This is a genomic window from Bradyrhizobium sp. (genome assembly GCF_016462955.1).
Taxonomy (GTDB): Bacteria; Pseudomonadota; Alphaproteobacteria; order Rhizobiales; family Xanthobacteraceae; genus Bradyrhizobium.
This window is the reverse complement of the sequence record NZ_JAEMSD010000342.1, coordinates 1-1,235: the sequence shown is the minus strand read 5'-3', so window position 1 is coordinate 1,235 and position 1,235 is coordinate 1. Positions and strand designations below refer to the sequence as shown.

The 1,235-nt window shown below is 62.3% G+C and carries 2 protein-coding genes; both read left to right on the top strand.

All coding sequences use genetic code 11. From position 1 onward, the window contains the following. The coding region (locus JHD07_RS27450; protein WP_291627757.1) for an enoyl-CoA hydratase/isomerase family protein at positions 1-723 on the top strand (723 nt) is incomplete at its 5' end. Beyond that, a partial coding sequence (locus tag JHD07_RS27445; RefSeq protein WP_291627755.1) for a response regulator occupies positions 720-1,235 on the top strand: 516 nt, incomplete at its 3' end. The genes JHD07_RS27450 and JHD07_RS27445, both read left to right, overlap by 4 nt.

Genomic DNA, 1,235 nt, shown 5'->3' with positions numbered 1-1,235 from the left:
GTGCTGCTTCTCACCGGCGGGGCCGACTATTGGTCGAACGGCATTCATCTCGCCGAGATCGAGGCCGCCGACAGCGCCGCCGATGAATCCTGGCGCAACATCAACGCCATCGATGATCTCACGCGCGCGATCATCGAGACCACGGATCGGTTGGTGATATCGGTCATTCGCGGCAATGCAGGCGCGGGGGGCGTGTTCCTGAGCCTGGCGGCCGACGAGGTCTGGGCCCGCGATCAAATCGTCTTCAATCCGCAATACAAGGACATGGGCAACCTGTTCGGCTCCGAGTACTGGACCTATCTGTTGCCGCGCCGCGTGGGCGCCGAGAACGCGATAGCGATCACGCAATGCCGGTTGCCGATGGGAGTGGCCGAGGCAAGGCGCCTCGGTCTCGTCGATCGTGTGCTCGCGGGCGACGAGCTCACACCCGAAAACCTCGTCAAGCTCGCGGCTGCTGCAGCCTCGGATCATGGCTTTGCGAAGCGCCTTGCCGACAAGAGAAGACGCCGCGAGGCGGACGAGAGCGACAAGCCACTGCAGGCCTACAGGGACGAAGAGCTGCGGAGGATGAAGCTCAATTTCTACGGCTTCGATCCGAGCTACCACGTCGCGCGCTACAATTTCATTCACAAGGTGCCGAAATCCCGCACGCCGCTGACCATCGCCAATCACCGGTTGCGGCGCGCGGCTGAACGGCCCGGACACATGGCGGTGCCCTCATGAGCATCCAGGGAACCATTCTCGTCGTCGACGACGAGGTCCGTTCGCAGGAGGCGTTGCGGCGCGTTCTCCGCGAGGATTTCGAGGTGCTCTGCGCCGGCAACGCGGCTGATGCCGAGAAACTGCTGGAGGGCGAGATCGTCCACGCCATTCTCTGCGACCAGCGCATGCCGCATGAATCGGGCGTGAGCTTCCTGAAGCGTGTACGCGAGCTGTGGCCCGATCCGGTGCGGATGATCATCTCGGGTTATTCGGACTCCGAGGACATCATCGCGGGCCTCAACGAGGCCGGCATCTATCAATACATCACCAAGCCATGGCAGCCGGATCGGCTGGTCGACATCGTCAAGGAAGCGGTCCAGCTCTATCGCCTTCAAAAGGAGACGGAAACGGCGGGCGTCGACGTCAAGGCGACGCCCGGGCACATCAAGAAGGTCGTTTCGGTCAAGCGAGGCGTTGCCAAGCAGCTCTATGATTTCGATCGCATCGTGCATTCTCACGACAGTCCCATGCAC